This window comes from Nonomuraea sp. bgisy101, from assembly GCF_057708945.1.
This window is the reverse complement of the sequence record NZ_JBYITD010000025.1, coordinates 57,229-77,983: the sequence shown is the minus strand read 5'-3', so window position 1 is coordinate 77,983 and position 20,755 is coordinate 57,229. Positions and strand designations below refer to the sequence as shown.

Genomic DNA, 20,755 nt, shown 5'->3' with positions numbered 1-20,755 from the left:
TACGGCTACCGCCTCGTGTGCCAGCGTCGGCGCAGCCAGAACAGCGGCAGGGCGCCTGCGAGCCCGGCCAGTGCCGGTGCCGCCCCTGCCAGAGCGCCGGCGGGCTGCGCGAACGTCTCGGGGATGGACAGGGTCGTGGCCCTGGACAGGGGCCAGATGATGACGAAGGCGCGGCCGATGACCTGGTCGACAGGGATCGAGCCGCCGCCGGGGGCGGAGGTGTGCTCGCGGGAGTCGAGCGAGACCTGACGGTGGTCGCCCATCACCCAGAGCCGCCCTTCGGGCACCTTGGTCGTGAAGAAGCTCTGGGAGGGCACGTTGCCAGGATAGAGGTAAGGCGATTCGTCCAGCGCGACGCCGTTGACCGTGATGCGTCCCTTGATGTCGCAGCATGTGACGGTATCGCCGCCGACGCCGATGACCCGCTTGATGTAGTCCTTCTCGCCGGGCACGACGCCGAAGGCGGTGCCCGCCCAGCGGAAGAAGGCGGCGACGGGGTTGGTGGGCATCTCGGGGGCGACGCCCGCGTCCCAGGAGTCCGCGCCGGAGAAGACGACGATGTCGCCGCGCTCGATGTCGCGGGTGCGGTAGACGAGCTTGTTGACCAGGACCCTGTCGTTGGTCAGGAGGGTGTTCTCCATCGACTCCGACGGGATGTAGAACGCCTGGAACACGAAGGTCTTGACGACGAGAGCCAGCACCAGTGCCATGACCACGAGCACGGGTAGTTCTTTCCAGAACGACCCTTTCCTCCGTGCAGCTGTCTCCACCTTGTTCCGGCTCTCGCTTTTCATCGCTGACGAGCCTAGATGAAGGCCCTGCCCGAGGGAGGGTACACGCGACCCCGCGTCGCTCCACATAAAGGAAATGCCCCTGCAAAGCCGAACGGCCCCGTGACCTGCGTGGTCACGGGGCCCTTCGGTGAGGACCTACTTGCCGGCGGGCACGGCCTCGCGCTTCTCGCGGATGCGGGCGGCCTTGCCGCGCAGGTCGCGCATGTAGTAGAGCTTGGCGCGACGCACGTCACCGCGGGTGACCAGCGTGATCTTCTCGATGACCGGGCTGTGGACCGGGAAGGTGCGCTCGACGCCGACACCGTAGCTGACCTTGCGGACCGTGAAGGTCTCGCGGGCGCCACTGCCCTGGCGGCGGAGCACGAAGCCCTTGAAGACCTGGACGCGGGAGCGGTTGCCTTCGACGACTCGGACGTGCACCTCGAGCGTGTCACCGGGGCGGAAGGCCGGGACGTCGCTGCGCAGGGTGGCCTTCTCGAGCTCCTGGATCTTCGTGTGCATGAGAGCGTTTCCTCAACGTTTAGCGAGCATGCGGAGGTCCACCCGGCAGCGCCTGGGCACTGCGACGAGGGGGACACGCCTGCTGGTTGGATGAATCAGGTGGCCTACGACGGGCACACCAGCGATTCAGTCTGCCATATCTTCCGGCTCGGCGCGAAACGAGAGCAGCAGCTCCTTGTCCCGCTTGTCGAGAGCCGAGGCCTCGAGCGCCTCGACCAGATCGGGCCGGTTCCTCATCGTACGGCGCAGCGCCTCGTCCCTGCGCCATCTGGCCACTTTTCCGTGGTGTCCGGAAAGCAGCACGTCAGGCACCTCGCGCCCTCTCCAGACCGGCGGCTTGGTGAAGACGGGCCCTTCGAGCAGGTTCTGCATCGCGCCGGGGGCGAAGGAGTCGTCGACGGCCGAGTGGGCGTTGCCGAGCACGCCTGGCAGCAGCCTGCCGATCGCCTCGACCATGACCAGGACGGCCGCCTCGCCGCCCGCCAGGACGTAGTCGCCGATGCTGACCTCGTCGACGGGCAGGCGCGTGCCGTACTCGGCCATGACACGGGAGTCGATGCCCTCGTAGCGTCCGCAGCAGAACAGCAGCCACGGCTCGTGGGCGAGCTCCTGGGCCAGCTCCTGGGTGAAGGGGCGGCCGCTCGGCGTGGGCACCACCATGCGGGGCGTGCCGTCACCGATGATCGAGTCGATCGCCTCGCCCCAGACCTCCGGCTTCATGACCATGCCGGGGCCGCCGCCGTAGGGGGTGTCGTCGACGGTCTTGTGGACGTCGTGCGCCCAGTCGCGCAGCTGGTGCAGCCGCACGTCGAGGGTGCCGCGCTCGCGCGCCTTGCCGATGAGGGAGACGTCGAGCGGGGCGAAGTACTCGGGGAAGATCGAGACGATGTCGAGCCTCATGACAGCAGGCCTTCCGGCGGGTCGACGACGAGCCTTCCCCCTGGCACGTCGACCTCGGGGACGAGTGCCTTGACGAACGGGATGAGGGCGTCGTCGGCGTCGGCGCGCCGTACGACCAGGAGGTCCTGGCCGTGGTGGAGCACGTCGGTGACCTCGCCGACCCGCTCGCCGCCGACGGTGACGACGGACAGCCCGATGAGCTGGTGGTCGTGGAACTCGTCGGGGTCGTCGGACGGCGCCACATCGGCCGAGTCGATGACCAGCAACGTGTCGCGCAGGTCCTCGGCCGCCTCGCGGGAGAAGACTCCCTCGAAACGCACCAGCAGGATGCCCTTGTGCCAGCGGTGGCCCTCGACCGAGAGCGGGCCGCGCGCGGCGGGCTCGGTGGCCAGGGACGATCCCGGGGCGAAGCGCAGGCCTGGCTCGTCGGTTCGGACCTCGACGGTCACCTCGCCGCGCACCCCGTGGGGGCGGCCGATCCTGCCGACGACTAGCTGCACCTTTGCACTACCTTCCACGAAAACGGCCCCCACCGGCCAGGCCGGTGGGGGCACGACACTCCTCGCTAGCGGACGGCCTCGTGCAGATCGAGCAGGTCGACCCGCACGTACTTGCCGTCGGACAAGGCGTTGATCACAGTGCGCAACGCCTTGGCCGTGCGGCCGCCGCGACCGATGACCTTGCCGAGGTCCTCGGGGTGGACCCGGACCTCGAGAACGCGCCCGCTTCTGATGCGGCGGGCACGGACGCGGACGTCGTCGGGATTCTCGACGATGCCCTTCACGAGGTGCTCGAGGGCCTCCTCGAGCATGTCAGGCCTCGGCCGGAGTCTCAGCGGGAGCCTCAGCGGCGGGCTCCGCGGCCTCTTCCTTCTTCTTGGCCTTCCTCGGCGTGGTGGCGGCGGTGCCGGTGTCGCCACCGGACAGCGCCTCCTTGGCCGCAGCCTCGTAGATGGCGTGACGGTCGGCCTTGGGCTCGGCGACCTTCAGCGGCTCAGGGGCGGCCTCGCCCTTGAACTTCTGCCAGTCGCCGGTGAGCTTGAGCAGCTTGAGGACCGGCTCGGTCGGCTGCGCGCCGACACCCAGCCAGTACGCGGCGCGCTCGGCGTCGATCTTGATGAACGAAGGGTTCTCCTTCGGGTGGTACAGGCCGATCTCCTCGATCGCCCTGCCGTCCCGCTTGGTACGGCTGTCGGCGACGACGATGCGGTACTGCGGGTTGCGGATCATGCCGAGCCGCTTGAGCTTGATCTTGACTGCCACTGGTGTGGTCTCTCCTGCATTAGAGCGTGGGTGAGCTTCGCCTCGCCGAGTGGGGCACGGCGGAGTGTCGGCTCGAGGGACAGGCGTGACCGGCGGGAGGTGAGAGGGCACCCACCTGGCCACGGTGTTCCAACATGCCATTGTGCCAGATCCAAAGGGGTGAGCGAACCCGACACAGCCCTCAGCGGAAACTGACGCCCAACTGCTGCAACGCGGTGAGGGCGAAGATGGCGAGCACGAGGACCGCGATGATCACTCGTGCCCGCTTGTCGAACATCACTGCTGGCCTGGCAGCTTCAGCTTGGAGGGGTCGAAGCCCGGCGGCAGCTCCATTCCCTTGGGGAGCTTGCCGCCCAGGCCGCCGAGGTTGCCGAGGGCGCCGCCCATGCGGGGCGCCGCCTCCTCCTCGGCGGAGTTGGCCTTGCCCAGCGCCGCCTTGCGCGGGTCGCCGCTGACGCGCCGCCCCTTCTTGGACTTCTTCTGCGCCGCCTTGGCGGCCTTGCCCCTGCCGCCCGGCATGCCGGGGATGCCCAGGCCCCCCGCCATGCGCTTCATCATCTTCTGCGCCTCGAAGAAGCGGGTGACCAGGTTGTTCACCGCCGTCACCGACACGCCGGCGCCACCCGCGATGCGCGCCCTGCGCGACCCGTTGATGATCTTCGGGTCGTGCCGCTCGCCCGGCGTCATCGAGCGGATGATGGCGGCGATGCGGTCGAGGTCGCGGTCGTCGATGGAGTTGATCTGGTCGCGCATCTGCCCCATGCCGGGCATCATGCCGAGCAGGTTCTTGATGGGGCCCATCTTCTGGACCATCTGCATCTGCTCGAGGAAGTCCTCGAGGGTGAAGTTCTCGCCCGAGGTGAGCTTGCCCGCCATCTTGGCGGCCTGCTCCTCGTCGAAGGTCTTCTGTGCCTGCTCGATCAGGGTGAGGATGTCGCCCATGTCGAGGATGCGCGAGGCCATCCTGTCGGGGTGGAAGGCGTCGAAGTCCTCGAGCTTCTCACCCGTCGAGGCGAACATGATGGGTCTGCCGGTGATGTGGCGTACCGACAGGGCGGCGCCGCCCCTGGCGTCGCCGTCGAGCTTGGTGAGCACGACGCCGTCGAAGCCGACGCCCTCCATGAAGGCCTGCGCGGTCGTGACCGCGTCCTGGCCGATCATGGCGTCGACGACGAACAGGACCTCGTCAGGCGAGACCGCGTCGCGGATGTCGGCGGCCTGCCGCATCAGCTCCTGGTCGATGCCCAGGCGGCCGGCCGTGTCGATGATGACGATGTCGTGCTGGCGCTGCCTGGCGAAGTCGATCGACTGCCTGGCCACGCCGACGGGGTCGCCCACGCCGTTGCCAGGCTCGGGGGCGAAGACGGCGACCTGCGCCCGCTCGCCCACGACCTGCAGCTGGGTGACCGCGTTGGGTCGCTGCAGGTCGGCGGCGACGAGCATGGGCGCGTGGCCCTGGTCGCGCAGCCACTTGGCCAGCTTGCCCGCCAACGTCGTCTTGCCCGCGCCCTGCAGACCGGCCAGCATGATGACCGTCGGCGGCGTCTTGGCGTAGCGGAGCCTGCGGGTCTCCCCGCCCAGGATCGCGATCAGCTCGTCATTGACGATCTTGACGACCTGCTGGGCGGGGTTGAGCGCCTGGGAGACCTCGGCGCCGCGAGCCCGCTCCTTGACCTGGGCGACGAACGCCTTGACCACAGGCAGCGCGACGTCGGCCTCGAGCAGCGCGATGCGAATCTCGCGCGCTGTGGCGTCGATGTCGGCGTCGGACAGCCGACCCTTGGATCGGAGGGAGGAGAAGACCGATGTCAGCCGGTCGGAAAGCGTCTCGAACACGTGGTAGGCCAGTCCTCGAAGCGAATATGCGTGGTCTTGCGACTCAGCCTAACCGCTATTGGAGACCGGGGACGGCCATGCGGATGGTCAACGCGTGCTCGACCAGGGTGATCAGCGCGCTCTTCACCGAGTCGCGGGCGCGGGCGTCCAGCCTGACGATCGGGATGTGCGGCGACAGCGTGAGCGCGTCGCGCACCTCGTCCTCCGAGTGGAGCTGCTGCCCGTCCCAGCCGTTCAGGCCGACGACGAAGGGCAGCTTGGCCTCCTCGAAGTAGTCGATCGCGGGGAAGGAGTCGGCCAGCCTGCGGGTGTCGACGAGCACGACGGCGCCGATGGCGCCGCGGACCAGGTCGTCCCACATGAACCAGAACCGGTGCTGACCCGGCGTGCCGAACAGGTACAGGATCAGGTCCCTGTCCAGCGACACCCGGCCGAAGTCCATGGCCACGGTCGTGGTGGTCTTGTTCGGGGTGAGCGAGACGTCGTCCACGCCCGCCGAGGCGTTGGTCATGACAGCCTCGGTGGTGAGCGGCAGGATCTCCGACACCGCACCCACGAACGTCGTCTTCCCCACGCCGAAGCCGCCGGCCACGACGATCTTCGTCGAGGTCAGCCCGCGGCTAGAGCCTGCGAAGTCCACTGAGCACCCTTTCGAGCAGGTTGATGTCGGGCTTTCCAGCGTCGAGCTGTGGCTGGTGCACCCGCACGAGTCCCTCCGTCGCCATGTCCGCGATCAGCACCCTGACCACGCCGAGCGGGATCCGCAGCAGCGCCGAGATCTCCGCCACCGACCGCACGCTGCGGCAGAGCTGGCTGATGGCCGCGTACTCCGGCATGTGCGAGAGATCACGCGGCTCCACCGTGGCGGAGGAGACCAGCGCCTCCATCGCGAACTTCACCCGCGGCGCCGTACGCCCGCCCGTCACTGCGTATGGACGGACCGGTGAGGCCGGCTCGGCATGGACGGGCTGCGGGGGCTGCCAGCCGCCGCCGGGATTCCATCTGGGGTCCGTCACTTACATCACCTGGTCTGGGTCGCGCGGAGCTCGGCGCGTACGGCAGGCGTGAGCACCTGACCGGCCCGCTCCACCATCAGCGTCATTTGGTACGCCACCAGCCCCATGTCGCAGTCGGGCGCTGCCAGCACCGCCAGGCACGAGCCGTCGCTGATCGCCATGATCAGCATCAGCCCGCGCTGCATCTCGACGATCGTCTGGGTGACGGGCCCTCCCTCGAAGACCCGTGCGGCTCCCTGCGTCAGGCTGATAAGCCCTGAGGCGATGGCGGCCAACTGGTCGGCTCGGTCGGCCGGGAATCCAGAAGAGGCCGCCAGCGGCAGGCCGTCCGAAGAGACCACCACCGCGTGGGCGACTCCGGGAACGCCACTGACGAAGTCGGTGATCAACCAGTCGACCCCGCGTGCCGCGTGACTCAGGTCGTTCACTCGTCCTCCTCCCTGCTATCAACGGTCCTCGGGCCGCCCGTGTAGCGGCCTTCGCTGATGTCGTCACGTGCGGCCCTGAACCCCTGTTGGAAGCTCGAGAACCTGTTGCGCACCCGTTCCGGCGAGATCGCCGGCATGGGCGCGACTCCCTTGGGCGCCGAGGTGTCGGCGGAGCCGGGGACGAGGTTGGCCTTGGGCACCCGCTTGGGCAGCCCGGCGGCCGTGGACCCGTCCTTGACGGGCTCGCGTACGGCTTCCGCCGCCGACCAGCCCGCGTCGGCCTTGGCCGCGCCCCACTCCTCGCCCTTGTCGAACCAGGCCGACTCGACGGAGGCGAAGATCGGCAGGAACTCGTCGCCCTTGGCGCCCTTCACCGCGGGGATGGGTCCCGTCGGGTTCGACTCGACCTCGGGGAAGTCGTACCGTCCCGTGCCCGGCGAGGCGCTCGCCCTGTCCTGGAACGACCAGGTGGAGGGCTGCTCGGCGGGCGTGGACTCGGGCCACGCCCCCTTGCTGGGCGCCCATACGTCGGCCTCGCCGCTGTCGAAGGTGCCGCCCGCCACGCGGGGGCCCGAGGCCCACGCGCCGCTCTCGGACGGCCACTGGGCCCCGGCTCCGTCGGAGGAGGGCCATTGGGGGGCGGCTCCGTCGGAGGAGGGCCACTGCGGCGCGCCGCCGTCGGAGGAGGGCCACTGGGCCGAGGACGGCCACGAACCCATGCCGCCGCCCGTGTCGGCGCCGCCCCAGCTCGGCACGGACCCAGGGTCGGAGCTCCAGCCACTGGGCCCGCCGGTGCCCGGCCCTGGCTCGGAGGCCCAGGCGGGGCCGGTGTCGGCCGTGAAGGGGGCGGGTCGCTGGGTGTCGGCGGGCCAGCCCGCGGGCGAGTGCGTCTCCACGCCTCTGGCTCCCGTGCCCGCCATGGCGGGCGTGGCGCCGCCCAGCAGCGACTCGGGCAGCAGCACCATCGCGGTCAGGCCGCCGCCGCCGTGCGGGCGCAGCTGCACCCTGACGCCGTGCCGGTGGGCCAGCCTCGCGACCACGAACAGACCCATGCGCCGCGACACCGACACGTCCACGGTCGGCGCCTCGGCCAGGCGCGCGTTGGCCTGGACGAGCTCCTCCTGGGTCATGCCGATGCCGGAGTCGGTGATCGACACCATCATGCCGCCGCCGTCGATCCTGTTGCCCGAGACCACGACGTGGGTCTCGCGGGGGGAGAAGGCAAGCGCGTTCTCGACCAGCTCGGCCAGCAGGTGGATGACGTCGTTGACGGCCTGGCCCGCGACGGCCGCGCCGCCCGGCACCTGGAGGTTCACCCTGTCGTAGTTCTCGACCTCGGAAAGGGAGGCACGGGCGACGTCGACGAGCTGCACCGGCTGGCTCCACCGTCGCGGCGGGTCCTGCCCGGCGAGGACCAGGAGGTTCTCGGAGTTGCGGCGCATACGGGTGGCCAGGTGGTCCAGCTTGAACAGGTTCGCGAGCCGCTGCTCGTCCTGCTCGCCCTGTTCCAGGCCGTCGATGAGGGTGATCTGCCGTTCGACCAGCGTCTGACTGCGGCGGGAGAGGTTGACGAACATGGCGTTGACGTTGGCGCGGAGCTTGGACTCCTCACCGGCCAGCCGTACGGCCTCGCGGTGGACCTCGTCGAAGGCCCGCGCCACTTCACCGATCTCGTCCTGGGAGGAGACGCCGATCGGCGGGACCTCCACGGTCTCCGTGCCGTGTCCTTCCTCGCGTAGCCGCTGCACGATGCCCGGCAGCGTCCTGCCCGCGACCTCCAGCGCGTCACCGCGCAGCCGGCGGAGCGGGCGGACCAGCGACCGCGCCATGATCGCGGTGATGACCAGGACGATGATGAGGAGCACGAGGACGAGCGCGATGTTGATGACGGCGACCTGCTGCTCGGCGGCCTTCAGCTCGGTGCTCTTGATCGTGATGGAGCCGGACAGCGCTTTCTCCACCGCGTAGAGCCGGTCCGCGGTCTTGGAGATCGCGTCGAACCAGCGCTGGGCGTCCTGGGTCGTGGAGGTGTCCAGCGCGCGCAGCGACGTCCGCTGGTTGTGCAGGTAGACGGCCCTGGCGACGTACAGCTCGGCGCGGCCGACCTCCTGGCCGGTCACCGTGTCGTCGAAGAACTGCCGCTGCGCGGGCGTGGCCGCGGCGCGGAAGGCGTTTCGCTCGCTGTCCCTGCCGGATCGGGCGGCCAGGAAGGCGTCGAACTCGGTGCCGTCGAAGCGGCCCCGCACGAGGGCGATCGTCAGCAGTGCCCGCTCTTTCGAGACCTCGTCCTTGACCCTCGCGACGGCGCCGAGGGCCGCGTTGGTGACGATGAGCTCGTCGTCGGAGACACCCTGGACGGTCTCGTCGTAGAGCTGCAGCATCTCGGCGATGGTCTCGGAGTACTTCTCCATGACCGGCACGGGGGGCAGCTGGGTGTCGGTGACCGTCGTCCGCAGGGTGGGCAGCTGGTCGAGCCGGATCCGGACCTGCGCCAGCTCGCGGCGGCCCAGCTCCGACATCGACTCCTCTGCCGTCCGCGCGGCGGCCTTGACCTTGGTGACCGCGGCGTCGACCGCCTGGTACTGGGTCTTGAGGCCCTGGAGGTCGCCGTCGTCCCTGTTGGCCGCGACGAACCTGGCCGAGAGGTCCCGTTCGAGGGCGAGTTCGTGACCGAGCCCGCCGAGCGCGACCACCAGCTCCGCCCCGTCGGCGACGCGTCCGTACTCCTCCGCGCTGCTGATCGACGTGGTCACGCGGAGCGCGCCGAGCAGAACGGCCACGACGGTCGGGACGGCGATGAGCGCCACGAGCCGCGTGCGCACCCGCCAGTTGCGCAGGGCGATCTTGCTACCGGCGTCCTCGCCCGGCTCGGGCATCGGCTCGCGAGCCGCTTTGGGGCCCGGGGGTTCCGGCGCGATGCCACGACCGGAGCCGGTCGTTGCTGTCCTCACAAGTCGTAACCTCTCGCGGATGCCTGCGCTTGTGCGGAGCGAACCGATTCGCCGGTGAGACGAGTGGTTGCAGGCAAGTATCGGGGCAATTGGAGCACAACCTTCTATCTCACGCCAATGCAATGCAACTTTTGGAACGCTCCAATGGGTTACGCATTTATTGCCACTCCGCCCACAGGACGCCCTGCCACATCCGCCAATAAATCAGACATACATCCCGTTACGTATAGCAATCACCACATTAGGGACATGTCGTAATTCCTCCTTTTCGCGCATGACCCCCTATACGAGACACCCGTCTTCCAGGAAAGATCGCGCTCCTGTACGCTTCACGCCCGTCATAACGGACATCCACGCTTCCCCCCCTCGCAGGAGCTCCTCGATGACTCGCATAGTCCGCGCCCGCGCGCTCGTTCTCGGCTTGGCGGCGGCGCTCTCCCTAGCCGCTTGCGGTGGATCGGATACGGCCAGCGCCCCCGCCGGGGGAAAGGGGCTGGAGAAGACCACGATCAAGGTCGGCGCCCTTCCCATTCCCGACCCGGCCGCGCTCTACATCGCCAACGCCAAGGGGTTCTTCAAGGCAGAGGGACTCACCGTCGAGCCGGTGATCATCCAGGGCGGCGCCGCCGCGCTTCCGCAGATCAAGAACGGCGCCCTCGACATCTCGCACACCAACTACGTCTCGACCTTCCTCGCGGCAAGCAAGGGCGAGAAGATCAAGGTCGTCGGTGACGTCTACCAGGCCGCGCCGAACACCTTCAACCTCATGGTCCCCAAGGACTCCCCGCTGAACTCGGTGGCCGACCTCAAGGGCAAGACCGTTCTGGTCAACACCCTCAACAACATCGGCACCCTCACCGTGGAAGCCACGCTGAAGGTCGCGGGACTCACGAAGGACGACATCAAGTTCATCGAGAAGCCCTTCCCCGACATGGCCAACGCCCTCAGCACCGGCCAGGGCGACGCGGCGTGGATGACCGAGCCGTTCATCACCGCCACCCAGAGCCAGGCCGGGTTCCGCAAGCTGGCCGACACCATCTCGGGCCAGACCGCCGACCTGCCGATCGCCGCCTGGATGGCGACCGAGGAGTGGACGAAGAAGTACCCGAAGACGCTGGCCGCCTTCCAGCGCGCCATCGCGAAGGCCCAGCAGCTGGTGGCCAGTGACCGCAAGGAGGTCGAGGCGGTGCTGCCCACCTACACCAAGATCGACGCCAAGACCGCCTCGGTGATCACCCTCGGGACGTTCCCGACCTCGCTCAACGAGACGCGGCTGCAGCGGGTCGCCGACCTCATGCTCGAGTACAAGTACATCCAGAGCCCGCTGGACGTGAAGACCATTCTGGTCGGCGCCACCGGATGAGCAGGGCGCGAATCCTCCGCGGCGCCGCAGGCGTCGCGGGGTTCCTCCTCGTCGGTGAGCTGACCGTCAGGTTCGCGCTCACCGACGACGTGGTCTTCCCGCCCCCCTCGCAGGTCCTGTGGGAGGCGGCGGGCCTGCTCGCCGACCCCGTCTTCCTGTCCGGGGTCGCGACCACCCTCACCAACTGGGCCCTGGGCCTGCTCCTGTCGGTCGTGGTCGCGGTGCCGCTCGGCGTGCTCCTGGGGAGCCTGCCGTCCGTGGAACGGGCCACCAGGCCGCTCCTGGAGTTCCTGCGGCCGATCCCCTCCGTGGCGATCATCCCGCTGGCGATCCTGCTGATCTCGACGGACTCGCTGATGAAGGTGTCCGTCATCGTCTACGCCTCGCTGTGGCCTGTGCTGATCAACACCCTGTACGGCATGCACGACGTCGACCCCCTCGCCAAGGAGTCGCTGCGCAGCTTCGGCTTCGGCCCCGTCGACGTGCTGCGCAGGGTGAGCCTGCCGAGCGCGGCGCCGTTCATGCTCACGGGCGTGCGCATCGCCGCGGGCATCGCGCTCATCCTCGCGGTCAGCTCCGAACTCCTGGCGGGCGGCACCGGCGGGATCGGCGTGTTCGTCATCCAGGCGGGCAGCGGCAACCGTACCGACCTCATCATGGCCGCCACGTTCTGGTCCGGGATCATCGGCCTGGTGGCCAACCTCCTGCTGGTGGCCGCCGAGCGGCGGCTCTTCCACTGGCACCAGGCCAGAACCGGAGCGACGACGTGAACGCTCTCAAGCGTGTATGGCTGGTTCCGCTGGTCGTGGCGCTCTGGGAGCTGACGACGCGGATCCTCCAGGACACCGACTTCCCCCCGCCCTCCACCATCGTGCTCAGAATGCACGAGATGTGGTTCTCGGGCCCCGTCAGCAGGCTCTTCCTGACCGATGACGCGATCGAGAACATCCTGCCCAGCCTGGGCCGCATGTTCACCGGCTGGATCCTCGCCGCCGTGCTCGGCGTGATCATCGGGGTCGTCCTCGGCCGGTCCCGCACCGCCGCCGACTACGTCGAACCGCTCATCCAGTTCGCCAGGGTCATCCCGCCGCCGCTGCTCCTGCCGCTGCTCCTGGTGCTCCTTCACGCGGGCCTGGCCATGCAGATCGCGGCCATCGTCTTCGGCGTCGTGTGGCCCGTGCTGCTCAACTCCATCGACGGCGCCAAGGCCGTGGACAGGACCTACACCGAGACCGCCATCGTCTTCGGCCTGACCAGGGCGCAGCAGCTGCGGAACGTCGTCATTCCCGCGGCCGCGCCGAAGATCTTCGCGGGGCTGCGCCTGAGCCTGTCGCTCGCGCTCATCCTGATGGTCATCTCCGAGCTGTTCGGCAGCGCGGACGGCATCGGATACCAGCTCCTGCAGGCGCAGCGCGGCTTCGACACCCCTGCGGTCTGGGGCGCCATCGCGCTTCTCGGCCTCTTGGGCTACCTGGTGAACGGGCTGTTCACCGTGGCCGAACGACGACTACTGGTCTGGCACCACCACGCCAGGCGCACTCACTAGATCACGCGTTGGAGGAAATCGTGTCACACCCGGCCGGCCCCATTTGGAACGCCATCTCGGGCATCTCCAGGTTCGCCGCCCTGGCGACGATGGCGGAGCTGGGATGCGCCGACCACCTGGCCGAAGGACCGTTGAACGCCGAGGAGCTCGCTCTGAGGTGCGGCGCGCACGCCCCTTCGCTGCGCCGGGTCCTTCGCGAGCTGGCCGGCATGGGGATCGTGCGGTCGGTCGAGCCCGACCGGTACGAGCTGACCGAGGAGGGCTCCTCCCTGCGCTCCGACGCTCCCGACTCCACGTTGCCCGCCGTACGGATGATCGCCGAGGAGGGTTTCTGGTACGCCCTCGGCAACCTGCCCTCGACCGTGCGCCAGGGCCGCTCGGCGTTCGTCGAGCGGTACGGCCCGCTCTACGAGCGCCTCGGGCGGCACCCCGAGGTGGGCGCCGTCTTCGACGACTACATGACCTCCCGAGCCATGCCGTTCGCCCGGCAGGTGGCCGAGCGGTACGACTTCTCCGCCGTCGACACGCTCGTGGACGTGGCGGGAGGCAAGGGCCACATCCTGGCGGCGGTGCTGCACGCCCACCCTGGGGTCCGCGGCGTCCTGGTCGACCTGGCGCACGTGGTTCCCGGCGCGGCGGAGGCGCTGGGCGCGCACGGGCTGACGGACCGGTGCGAGGTGCTGGCGGGGGACTTCTTCGAGGGCGTCCCCGAGGGGGCTGACGCCTACCTGCTGGCCAGCATCCTGCACAACTGGGACGACAACGACGCCGAGCGCATCCTGCGCAGGGTCAGGGAGGCGATCAGGGAGGACGGGCGCCTGCTCATCCTCGAGATGGTCCTCCCCGACGAGGACGAGCCGCACGTCGGCAAGGACATGGACATGCGGATGCTCGCCCTGTTCGACGGCGGAACCGAGCGGACTCGCCAGGAGTACGCCGTCCTGCTGGAGAAGACCGGGTTCAGGTTGAGCGAGGTGTTCGACCTGTCCGCCGGGGCGAGCCTCGTGGAAGCCGTGCCCGTCTGACAGGAAGGTGTCAAGGCGATGGCCGTTCGATCACATGCTCCGATAGAGTCCGGATCACAACTCCAACCCCCCAGCGGCCTGAGGATTCAGCGTGCTTGAGATATCGAACCTCTCCCACGTCTACGGCAGCGGTCCCAGCGCCCACCATGCCATCGAGGGGCTGAATCTGAGCGTCTCCGAGGGCGAGCTGCTGTGCGTCGTGGGCCCTTCGGGCGCGGGCAAGTCCACCCTCCTGCGCTCCATCGCCGGGCTCATCCAGCCCACGGGCGGCGAGGTGCGCATCGCGGGCGAGCTGGTCAGGCAGACCCCCGACAACCTGGCCGTCGTCTTCCAGGACTACAGCCGCTCCCTTTTCCCCTGGATGTCCGTCGCCGAGAACGTGGCGCTGCCCCTGCGCCGCAAGGACATGGACAAGCGGCAGCGCAGGGCCGCCGCGCAGGAGGCGCTGGAGTCCGTCGGCCTCGAGGGCGCGGGCAAGAAGTACCCCTTCCAGCTGTCCGGCGGCATGCAGCAGCGGGTGGCGATCGCCAGGGCGCTGGCCTACCGGCCCACGCTGATGCTGATGGACGAGCCGTTCGGCTCGGTCGACGCGCAGACCAGGGAGGACCTGGAGGACCTGGTCCTGCAGGTGCGCGGGCACCATCAGATGACCATCGTGCTCATCACCCACGACATCGACGAGAGCGTCTACGTCGGCGACAGGGTCGTGGTGCTGTCGAAGGCGCCCGCCCACGTCGTCGGCGATCTGAAGGTGGAGCTCCCCTCCCCGCGCGACCAGATCTCCACCCGTGAGCATCCCGACTTCGTCCACCTGCGCGCCGAGGTAGGACGCCTCGTGCGCGGCGTCGAAAGGACCCACGCGTGAAGCGAGCAGCACTGGCGATCGTCCTGGTGTCGGCCCTGGCCGCCTGCGGTGGGGGCGGCGGTGACGGCGCCACGGCGCAGGAGAAGACGACGCTGACCGTCGGCGTGGTCCCCGTGCCCTCGTCGGCACCGCTGTTCATCGCCGAGAAGAACGGCTTCTTCAAGGCGGAGGGGCTCACGGTCAAGACCGAGATCATCCAGGCCCCGCAGGCCGTCATGCCGAAGATCCTCAACGGCAGCATGGACGCCTTCCTGACCAGCTACGTCTCGCTGCTGGCCATCAACGACTCGGGCGCGGCCAAGCTGAAGCTGTTCCAGCACGTTCAGACGGCGGCGCCGGGCATCGCCAGCGTCGTGGTCCCCAAGGACTCCCCCGTCAAGAGCGCGGCCGACCTCAAGGGCAAGACGGTGGGCGTCAACGTGCTCAGGGCGCTCGGCCAGACCGTCACCAACGCGCACCTGCAGCAGGCGGGTCTCAAGCCCGAGGACGTGAAGTTCGTCGCGGTGCCGTTCGCCGACCAGCTCACGGCGCTGTCGACCAAGAAGATCGACGCCGCGTGGCTGGTCGAACCCTTCCTGAGCGCCGCCAAGAAGGACGGCGCCGTCGAGATCATCGACACCACCTCGGGGCCGACCGACGGACTGCCGCTCGACGCGTGGGGCGTGTCGGAGGACTGGCTGGCCAAGAACCCGAAGACGGCCGCGGCCTTCCACCGCGCGCTGGCCAAGGCGCAGCAGATCGCCAGCACGGACCGGGAGGCGATCAACGCCGTCATCCCGACCTACACGCAGATCCCCGCGGAGACGGCCGCGGCGATGAAGCTCGGCCAGTTCTCCGCCGACGTCGACAAGGGCGAGTTCCAGAAGCTGGCCGACCTGCTGCACGGCTACGGCTACCTGAAGGCCAAGCCCGACGTCACCACGCTGATCCCCGCCAGGATCGGATGACCAAGGCGCTGGGCGTCGCGGGCGTGCTCGGCTTCCTGCTCCTGCTGGAGGTCGCCGGGCGCACCGGACTGATCGAGGTGCTTCCGCCGGTGTCCGCCGTGCTCGTGACGGCGGCGGGCCTGGTGGTCGACGGCGTCTTCCTCGCCGACGTCGGCGTGACGCTCGCCGCCTGCGCGACAGGCCTGCTGATCGCGATCGTCACGGCGGTGCCCGCGGGGCTGCTGCTCGGCACGGTGCCGGCGGTGGAGCGCTCGGTGCGTCCGCTGGTGGAGTTCCTGCGCCCGATCCCCTCGCTGTCGCTGATCCCGCTGGCGATGTTCGTCTGGACCGACAGCCAGGACGCCAAGACGGCCCTGGTCGTCTACACCTGCTCCTGGCCACTGCTGATCAACACGATGTACGGCCTGGCCGACGTCGACCCCGTCGCCAAGGACACGATGCGCGGCTTCGGCTTCGGACCCCTGGCGATCCTGTGGCGCGTCTCCCTGCCGAGCACCGCGCCGTTCATCGCGACGGGCGTGCGCATCGCTGTGTCCGTCACGCTGATCGTGGCGGTCAGCGTCGAGCTGATCGCGGGCGGTGCGGGCGGCATCGGCACCTTCCTGGTGCAGGCGGGCAGCGCCAACAGGGTCGACAGGATGCTGGCGGCCACCGTCTGGGCCGGCGCGATAGGGCTGGGCGCCAACGCGCTGTTCACGGCGGCGGAGCGCCGGCTGTTCGGCTGGCACAGGGCGAGGGCGGGTGAGGGCGCGTGATCAGGCGACTCGCCTGGTACTGGCTGCTGCCCGTCGCGGCGATCGCGTGGGAGGTGGCCACCCGCTCGATCGGCGCGGTCTACTTCCCTCCTCCTTCCACGATCCTGGCCAGGATGCACGAGATGTGGTTCGCCGGGCCGCCGACCCGGTTGTTCCTGACCGAGGAGGCCGCGGGCGACCTGCTGCCGAGCCTGGGCAGGCTGGCCGCGGGATGGGCGGTGGCCGCCGCGGCCGGCGTGGCGCTCGGGGTCGCGCTGGGCCGCTCGAGACTGCTGTCGGCGCTGGTGGAGCCGCTCGTCCATTTCGGCAGGTCGGTGCCGCCCGCCGCGCTGCTGCCTGTGTTCCTGGTCTTCTTCAGGGTCGGCACGCCGATCCAGCTGGCCGCGATCGTGTACGGCGTGCTGTGGCCGGTGCTCATCAACGCCATGGACGGAGCCCGCTACGTCGACAGGCAGTATCTCGACACGGCCCAGGTCTTCCACCTGCGACGCTGGCCGGTCGTGCTGGCCGCGGCCGGGCCCAAGATCTTCGCGGGCCTGAGGCTGAGCGTCGCGCTCGCCCTGATCATGATGGTGATCTCCGAGCTGTACGCGAGCAGCGAGGGGATCGGGCACCGCATGCGCGAGGCCGAGGGCAGCTTCGACATCCCCGCGATGTGGGCGGGCATCGTGCTGCTCGGCATCCTCGGCGTGGTGCTGAATGGAGTGTTCCTCGCGGTGGAGCGCCGGGCGCTCAGGTGGCATCGGGGCCGTACAGCCGCCTGATCGCCGCCCGCTGCCGTTCCAGGAACCACTGCCTGGTGGGCGGCCCCGAGGCGAGTTCGTCGGGGCGCTCGACGTCGTGCCGGCCGTACTCCTCGGCCCAGAGCGCGGGCTTCACCCTGGCCAGCAGGTTTCCCATACCTGGGCGGCGGCGGAAGCGGCGCAGCGCCGCCAGGTCGAGCTCGGCCGCGGCCACCAGCGACTCCCCGTGTCCCGCCTGGGCCAGCGGGCGGCCCTCGAAGTCGATGAGCTCGGAGCCGCCGCCGGTGGAGTCGCCGGGGATGGGCAGCCCGTCCAGCCCTCCGCTGTTGGCGGAGACGACGTAGGCGAGGTTCTCGATGGCCCTGGCCCGCCGGGCGATCGCCTTCGGGGTGAGGGCGGGCGAGGAGGCCTCGGCGGTGGGGTTGCAGAACACCTCCGCGCCGCGCAGCGCCAGAGCCCTCGCCGGCTCGGGGTGGAGGATCTCCTCCGAGGCGATCACGGCGAGGTTGCCGAGCTCGGTGCGGGCGACGGGCAGCACGGCGTCCAGGCCGTAGACGTCGAGGTAGCGTTCCCACACGTCGTAGGGGGTCGGGGAGAACATCGAGTGCAGCCGCCGGTAGCGCAGGACGCACTCGCCCGCAGGGTCGAGGATGACCGTGGCCTGGAAGAACAGCTCGGGGAAGTGCGGGTCGCTCTCGTAGGCGTTGACGCACAGGAAGAGGTCGTTGCTCCGGGAGATCTCGCCCAGCGCCCGGTATTCGGAGCCTTCGGGGGCCAGGGCCGCCCTGGTCCGCCACTCGGCGACGCTCTCGCCGAAGGGGAAGCCGGTGAGCACGTACTCGGGCAGCACCACGAGACGCAGGTCGGGACCGACCCATGCCTTGGCCGCGGCGGTCTGGGCGGCGATCCTGCCGATCGCGGAGGCGATGAGCGCGCGCGGCTCTGCCGAGCCGTTGACCGCCTGGGTCCTGACCTGGAGGGCGAGCGCCCGGTAGGCGGTCACCCGACGCGCTTCTCGTCGATCAGCGTGCGGCGCACGCACTGCCCGGCCTGGATCCACTGCCACACCCTGCTGCGGGTCGTGCCGTCCTCGCTCAGGACGATCAGCTCGAACAGCCGCAGGTCCTCGTCCTCGGCCTTGAAGGCCCAGGTGAGGTAGATGGTGGAGGCGTCGACCTCCCAGAACTCGCCCCTGATCCGCTCGGTGTCGAAGGCGCAGCGCCCGTCGCCGAGGTAGGTGCCGGGGAACTCGTGACGCTCGCTCCTGCCATCCTCCCAGGTGTACTCGTTGACCTGGTGGTAGACGCTGTCGTCGACGATCGAGCAGGTCAGGCGGGAGCGGTGCAGGTCCACCACCTGGCCCATGCTGTCGAGGTGGCGGTAGGTCCCCTCCCACTCGCCCTCGTGCCTGGCCAGCAGCGGCATCTCCGCGCGAAGTCCCATCGCTACACGCTCCAGACGGATCGGGGTGACCGGTTCACCAGGTGGGCCCTGCGCCTGACGAAGCGGTTGACGGCGGCAGGGCCCATGCGGGAACCGCCGAGCCCCGACAGGTTGAACGAGTGCTTCTCGCCTTCGTGGACGAAGGCGGTCAGCGCGGCGTCGTTGACGCTGACCGCGCCCACCCGCAGGCGGGAGGCCACCTGCCTGGCCTCCTCCTCGGTGGCCGCGAACACCGCCGCCGACAGGCCGTAGTCGGAGTCGTTGGCCAGCGCGACCGCCTCGTCGACGCCGTCGAAGTCCATCACGGGCAGGACGGGACCGAAGGTCTCCTCGGTCATGACCCGCATGGAGTGGTCGACGCCGGACAGCACGGTCGGCCGCATCCAGTGGCCGCCGCCGTGCCGCTCGATCTGCCCGCCGGTGTGCACGACGGCTCCGCGCGCGGCCGCCTCGGCCAGCTGGGCGGGAATCACCCCGGTCCTGACCAGCGGACCCACGGGCCCTCCCTCGCAGGTGAGCGATGTCGCCTCCGCCTTGGCCACCAGCAGGCCGAGGAAGTCGTCGAAGATCTCGCGGGCGACGTAGACGCGTTCGATGGACTGGCAGGCCTGGCCGGCGTTCGCCGTGCCGCCGCGCAGGATCGCCGTGGCGGCCCTGTCGAGGTCGGCGCCGGCCAGCACGATCGCGGGGTCCTTGCCGCCCAGCTCGAGGAAGGCGGGGATGAAGGCCCTGGCGGCGGCCTGCGCGACCTTCCTGCCCGTGGCGACACCGCCGGTGAACACCAGCGCGTCGACGAGCCCCACCAGAGTCTCCCCCGTCCTGGCGTCGCCTTCGACCACGCGTAGGGGGAGCTCGGGCGGCACCAGCCGCATGAGGGGTTCGATGAACCTGGGCGTCAGCTCGCTGGGCTTCACCAGCACCGCGCATCCCGCGGCGAGCGCGGGGACCGCGTCGATCAGGCCGAGCAGGAGAGGGAAGTTCCACGGGCTGATGGCGCCGACCAACTCGTACGGCACCGCCTGCCCGCCTACCACGATCCCCGGGATCGCGGCGGGCTCGTCGGGCCGGTCGGCCAGGAGCGCGGGCGCCTGCCGTACCCACCGGTCGATGACGGCGGCCACGGCGCGCCGTTCCAGCTCCGACTCCGCGTGGCGGCCGGTGTCGGCGACCAGCGCGGCCAGCAGGTGCTCGTCACCCGCGATGGCCGCGCCGAAGGCGGACAGCGCCTCGCCCCTGTCGGCCGCGCGCCAGGTCGCCGACCGCGAGCGCAGCTCGCCCGCCGTCGCGGCCAGCTCTTCGGGCGGCATCGGCGACAGCGGGCGGTCGGGCTCTCCAGTGAGGGGGTTCACCACCATGATCAGAGCCGACAATAGCCGCAAGCCCGGTGGATCTCCACCATCGGGCCGCGGGCCCTCGCGGCGATCAGCCGCGAGGACCCACGTGGCTGGTGAGCGCGTGCTCCACCAGGGTGATCAGCGTGCTCTTCACCGAGTCGCGCGACCTGGCGTCGAGACGGACCAGCGGGATGTGCGGGGAGAGCGTCAGCGCCTCCCTGATCTCCTCCTCCGCGTGGAGGTAGTGGCCGTCCCACCCGTTGATCCCGACGACGAAGGGCAGCTTGGCCTCTTCGAAGTAGTCGATCGCGGGGAAGGAGTCGGCCAGCCTGCGGGTGTCGACGAGTACGACGGCGCCGATGGCGCCGCGGACCAGGTCGTCCCACATGAACCAGAACCGGTGCTGACCCGGCGTGCCGAACAGGTACAGGATCAGGTCGCGGTCGAGGGACACGCGACCGAAGTCCATGGCCACCGTGGTGGTCGTCTTGTTCGGCGTGAGCGACACGTCGTCGATGTGCGCCGAGGCGTCGGTCATGACCGCCTCCGTGGTGAGCGGCAGGATCTCCGACACCGCACCCACGAACGTCGTCTTGCCCACACCGAACCCGCCCGCCACGACGATCTTCGTCGAGGTCAGGCCGCTAGAGCCTGCGAAGTCCACTTAGCACCCTTTCGAGCAGGTTGAGATCCGGCTTACCCGCTTCCAGCTGAGGCTGGTGGACGCGAATCAGGCCCTCGGACGCCATGTCCGCGATCAGCACCCGGGTGATGCCGAGCGGAACTCGTAAGAGGGCGGAGATTTCGGCGACCGACCTGACCGACCGGCACAACTGGATGATCGCTTGATACTCCGGACTGAGGAGAGAAAGATCGCGATGTTCGGATGTGGCGGAGGAGACCAACGCCTCCATCGCGAACTTCACCCTGGGCGCCGTGCGCCCTCCGGTCACGGCATACGGCCTGACCAGCGAGCTCGACCCCTGCGGGCGTGGGGCTCCTTGACGCCCCTGATTGTTATCACCAGCCCAACCCTGATCTGTCAC

The 20,755-nt window shown here is 69.6% G+C and carries 24 protein-coding genes; 8 read left to right on the top strand and 16 right to left on the bottom strand.

What is annotated here, in order from left to right; translation table 11 throughout:
* Positions 1 to 5: 5 nt before the first annotated feature.
* The 11 genes from lepB to AC3EO4_RS37680 form a co-directional block, all read right to left on the bottom strand.
* Entirely contained in the window at positions 6 to 722 is a 717-nt protein-coding gene (lepB, locus tag AC3EO4_RS37730; protein ID WP_431900213.1) for a signal peptidase I, read from the bottom strand.
* A gap of 207 nt (positions 723 to 929) precedes the next feature.
* Entirely contained in the window at positions 930 to 1,295 is a 366-nt protein-coding gene (rplS, locus tag AC3EO4_RS37725; RefSeq protein WP_379575369.1) for a 50S ribosomal protein L19, read from the bottom strand.
* Positions 1,296 to 1,421: 126 nt separating this feature from the next.
* The gene (gene trmD, locus AC3EO4_RS37720) at positions 1,422 to 2,195 is read right to left on the bottom strand and encodes a tRNA (guanosine(37)-N1)-methyltransferase TrmD (RefSeq protein ID WP_431900212.1); all 774 of its coding nucleotides are present in this window, start codon (positions 2,193 to 2,195) and stop codon (positions 1,422 to 1,424) included.
* Positions 2,192 to 2,695: a ribosome maturation factor RimM gene (gene rimM, locus AC3EO4_RS37715; protein ID WP_379575367.1), complete on the bottom strand. Its 504-nt coding sequence runs from the start codon at positions 2,693 to 2,695 to the stop codon at positions 2,192 to 2,194. Before rimM ends, trmD begins: the two co-directional genes overlap by 4 nt.
* A 65-nt stretch (positions 2,696 to 2,760) precedes the next feature.
* A complete protein-coding gene (locus AC3EO4_RS37710) occupies positions 2,761 to 3,006 on the bottom strand; it encodes an RNA-binding protein (RefSeq protein WP_192780433.1) in 246 nt (81 codons plus the stop codon).
* Between the two features lies 1 nt (position 3,007).
* A complete protein-coding gene (gene rpsP / locus AC3EO4_RS37705; protein ID WP_379575366.1) occupies positions 3,008 to 3,457 on the bottom strand; it encodes a 30S ribosomal protein S16 in 450 nt (149 codons plus the stop codon).
* A 276-nt stretch (positions 3,458 to 3,733) separates the two neighbouring features.
* Positions 3,734 to 5,293, bottom strand: coding sequence for a signal recognition particle protein (gene ffh / locus AC3EO4_RS37700; RefSeq protein ID WP_379575365.1), 1,560 nt, complete (start codon positions 5,291 to 5,293; stop codon positions 3,734 to 3,736).
* A 55-nt stretch (positions 5,294 to 5,348) separates the two neighbouring features.
* On the bottom strand, positions 5,349 to 5,906 hold the full coding sequence (locus tag AC3EO4_RS37695; RefSeq protein WP_379575442.1) for a GTP-binding protein: 558 nt from the start codon (positions 5,904 to 5,906) through the stop codon (positions 5,349 to 5,351).
* Positions 5,907 to 5,913: 7 nt separating this feature from the next.
* A complete protein-coding gene (locus AC3EO4_RS37690; protein WP_379575364.1) occupies positions 5,914 to 6,309 on the bottom strand; it encodes a DUF742 domain-containing protein in 396 nt (131 codons plus the stop codon).
* A 5-nt stretch (positions 6,310 to 6,314) separates the two neighbouring features.
* Positions 6,315 to 6,737 (bottom strand): roadblock/LC7 domain-containing protein, encoded by a 423-nt coding sequence (locus AC3EO4_RS37685; RefSeq protein WP_358140687.1) that lies wholly within the window; start codon positions 6,735 to 6,737, stop codon positions 6,315 to 6,317.
* A complete protein-coding gene (locus AC3EO4_RS37680; protein WP_431900210.1) occupies positions 6,734 to 9,688 on the bottom strand; it encodes a sensor histidine kinase in 2,955 nt (984 codons plus the stop codon). The genes AC3EO4_RS37685 and AC3EO4_RS37680 overlap by 4 nt, the downstream gene beginning before the upstream one ends.
* Positions 9,689 to 10,070: 382 nt before the next feature.
* Between AC3EO4_RS37680 and AC3EO4_RS37675 the strand changes: the two genes are divergently transcribed.
* From AC3EO4_RS37675 to AC3EO4_RS37640, 8 genes are all read left to right on the top strand, one after another.
* Entirely contained in the window at positions 10,071 to 11,051 is a 981-nt protein-coding gene (locus AC3EO4_RS37675; RefSeq protein WP_379575362.1) for an ABC transporter substrate-binding protein, read from the top strand.
* Positions 11,048 to 11,821, top strand: a complete 774-nt coding sequence (locus AC3EO4_RS37670) for an ABC transporter permease (RefSeq protein WP_379575361.1) — start codon at positions 11,048 to 11,050, stop codon at positions 11,819 to 11,821. Before AC3EO4_RS37675 ends, AC3EO4_RS37670 begins: the two co-directional genes overlap by 4 nt.
* Positions 11,818 to 12,597 (top strand): ABC transporter permease, encoded by a 780-nt coding sequence (locus AC3EO4_RS37665; protein ID WP_379575360.1) that lies wholly within the window; start codon positions 11,818 to 11,820, stop codon positions 12,595 to 12,597. The genes AC3EO4_RS37670 and AC3EO4_RS37665 overlap by 4 nt, the downstream gene beginning before the upstream one ends.
* Before the next feature lie 20 nt (positions 12,598 to 12,617).
* Positions 12,618 to 13,622: a methyltransferase gene (locus AC3EO4_RS37660; protein WP_379575359.1), complete on the top strand. Its 1,005-nt coding sequence runs from the start codon at positions 12,618 to 12,620 to the stop codon at positions 13,620 to 13,622.
* 91 nt (positions 13,623 to 13,713) lie between these two features.
* Entirely contained in the window at positions 13,714 to 14,487 is a 774-nt protein-coding gene (locus AC3EO4_RS37655) for an ABC transporter ATP-binding protein (RefSeq protein WP_379575358.1), read from the top strand.
* Complete coding sequence (locus AC3EO4_RS37650; protein ID WP_379575357.1) at positions 14,484 to 15,434, top strand: ABC transporter substrate-binding protein; 951 nt, start codon at positions 14,484 to 14,486, stop codon at positions 15,432 to 15,434. The genes AC3EO4_RS37655 and AC3EO4_RS37650 overlap by 4 nt, the downstream gene beginning before the upstream one ends.
* The gene (locus AC3EO4_RS37645) at positions 15,431 to 16,189 is read left to right on the top strand and encodes an ABC transporter permease (RefSeq protein WP_379575356.1); all 759 of its coding nucleotides are present in this window, start codon (positions 15,431 to 15,433) and stop codon (positions 16,187 to 16,189) included. Before AC3EO4_RS37650 ends, AC3EO4_RS37645 begins: the two co-directional genes overlap by 4 nt.
* The gene (locus tag AC3EO4_RS37640; RefSeq protein ID WP_379575355.1) at positions 16,186 to 16,953 is read left to right on the top strand and encodes an ABC transporter permease; all 768 of its coding nucleotides are present in this window, start codon (positions 16,186 to 16,188) and stop codon (positions 16,951 to 16,953) included. Before AC3EO4_RS37645 ends, AC3EO4_RS37640 begins: the two co-directional genes overlap by 4 nt.
* Here the strand turns inward: AC3EO4_RS37640 and AC3EO4_RS37635 are convergent.
* From AC3EO4_RS37635 to AC3EO4_RS37615, 5 genes are all read right to left on the bottom strand, one after another.
* Positions 16,922 to 17,935 (bottom strand): nitrilase-related carbon-nitrogen hydrolase, encoded by a 1,014-nt coding sequence (locus AC3EO4_RS37635; RefSeq protein ID WP_379575354.1) that lies wholly within the window; start codon positions 17,933 to 17,935, stop codon positions 16,922 to 16,924. The two genes, AC3EO4_RS37640 and AC3EO4_RS37635, sit on opposite strands and share 32 nt — an antisense overlap.
* A complete protein-coding gene (locus AC3EO4_RS37630) occupies positions 17,932 to 18,375 on the bottom strand; it encodes a DUF3598 family protein (protein WP_379575353.1) in 444 nt (147 codons plus the stop codon). The genes AC3EO4_RS37635 and AC3EO4_RS37630 overlap by 4 nt, the downstream gene beginning before the upstream one ends.
* A 2-nt stretch (positions 18,376 to 18,377) precedes the next feature.
* The gene (locus AC3EO4_RS37625; RefSeq protein WP_431900207.1) at positions 18,378 to 19,724 is read right to left on the bottom strand and encodes an aldehyde dehydrogenase family protein; all 1,347 of its coding nucleotides are present in this window, start codon (positions 19,722 to 19,724) and stop codon (positions 18,378 to 18,380) included.
* Between the two features lie 73 nt (positions 19,725 to 19,797).
* Complete coding sequence (locus tag AC3EO4_RS37620) at positions 19,798 to 20,349, bottom strand: GTP-binding protein (RefSeq protein WP_379575440.1); 552 nt, start codon at positions 20,347 to 20,349, stop codon at positions 19,798 to 19,800.
* Positions 20,350 to 20,353: 4 nt separating this feature from the next.
* Complete coding sequence (locus AC3EO4_RS37615; protein WP_358140927.1) at positions 20,354 to 20,680, bottom strand: DUF742 domain-containing protein; 327 nt, start codon at positions 20,678 to 20,680, stop codon at positions 20,354 to 20,356.
* Positions 20,681 to 20,755 lie beyond the last annotated feature (75 nt).

Coding starts and splice junctions, on each gene's coding strand:
- trmD (WP_431900212.1), bottom strand. CDS start 2,195: ATGAGGCTCGACATCGTCTCGATCTTCCCCGAGTACTTCGCCCCGCTC.
- AC3EO4_RS37675 (WP_379575362.1), top strand. CDS start 10,071: ATGACTCGCATAGTCCGCGCCCGCGCGCTCGTTCTCGGCTTGGCGGCG.
- AC3EO4_RS37645 (WP_379575356.1), top strand. CDS start 15,431: ATGACCAAGGCGCTGGGCGTCGCGGGCGTGCTCGGCTTCCTGCTCCTG.
- rplS (WP_379575369.1), bottom strand. CDS start 1,295: ATGCACACGAAGATCCAGGAGCTCGAGAAGGCCACCCTGCGCAGCGAC.
- AC3EO4_RS37670 (WP_379575361.1), top strand. CDS start 11,048: ATGAGCAGGGCGCGAATCCTCCGCGGCGCCGCAGGCGTCGCGGGGTTC.
- AC3EO4_RS37710 (WP_192780433.1), bottom strand. CDS start 3,006: ATGCTCGAGGAGGCCCTCGAGCACCTCGTGAAGGGCATCGTCGAGAAT.
- AC3EO4_RS37630 (WP_379575353.1), bottom strand. CDS start 18,375: ATGGGACTTCGCGCGGAGATGCCGCTGCTGGCCAGGCACGAGGGCGAG.